This is a genomic window from Streptomyces sp. NBRC 110611, from assembly GCF_001590865.1.
Taxonomy (GTDB): Bacteria; Actinomycetota; Actinomycetes; order Streptomycetales; family Streptomycetaceae; genus Streptomyces.
Genome location: NZ_BBUY01000091.1, coordinates 1 through 885 on the forward strand (window position 1 = coordinate 1; position 885 = coordinate 885).

Below are 885 nucleotides of genomic sequence, written 5' to 3' on the forward strand. Positions count from 1 at the left end.
GGCCGGTGAGGCCCGTCGTCACACAGAGTGCCTAGATGGTGACAGAGGCGAGCGGTTCCCCGAGCATTGCACGCCTATCCATCGACAACGGTCCCTCAGACGGGTGAATGAAGGGGCGCTCTTCTGCCGTGCGGCGTGCCCAGCTCACGACGTTCCCCTACGGTGCCCCGTCCGCTTTGCGGTGCACCCGCGCGATCCAGTCCGCCGGTTTGGCGATCTCTTGTTTGGTGGGGAGAGTGTTCGGCGACGTCCACACCCGGTTGAAGCCGTCCATGCCCACCTCCTCGACGACGGACCGGACGAACCGCTCGCCGTCGCGGTACTGCCGCAGCTTGGCGTCCAGCCCGAGCAGTTTACGCAGCGCCAGGTCGAGCCGTCCGGCACCGCTGGCCCGGCGCTTCTGGAACTTCTCCCGGATCTCCGCGACCGACGGCACGACATCCGGACCCACGCCGTCCATCACGTAGTCGGCGTGCCCCTCCAGCAGGGACATCATCGCCGTCAGCCGCCCGAGGATCTCCCGCTGCGCCGGCGTCTGCACCAGATCCACGATCGACCGGCTGCCGTCCTCGCCCTCCTCCCCCTCGGGCTTCGCCCCGGCCAGCGACTGGGCGGCCTCCCGCAGCCGCTCCAGGAGCGTCCCCGGATCGATGTCGGTCTCCGCGAGGAACGACTGGATCTCCCCCTCGACGTGGTCCCGCAGCCAGGGCACGGCCGTGAACTGGGTCCGGTGGGTCTCCTCGTGCAGGCACACCCACAGCCGGAAGTCGTGCGGCGCCACCTCCAGCTCGCGCTCGACGTGGACGATATTCGGCGCCACCAGCAGCAGCCGCCCGCCCTGTGCCCCGGCCGGCAGGTCCCGGGACGGCGGGGCGAAGGTCTCGT

At 70.1% G+C, this 885-nt stretch carries 1 protein-coding gene; it reads right to left on the bottom strand.

Annotation, left to right across the window (positions count from 1 at the left end; all coding sequences use genetic code 11):
* Positions 1 to 157 precede the first annotated feature (157 nt).
* Positions 158 to 885: zinc-dependent metalloprotease (locus tag AZE13_RS33495; RefSeq protein WP_181690558.1), on the bottom strand; the 728-nt coding region annotated here is incomplete at its 5' end.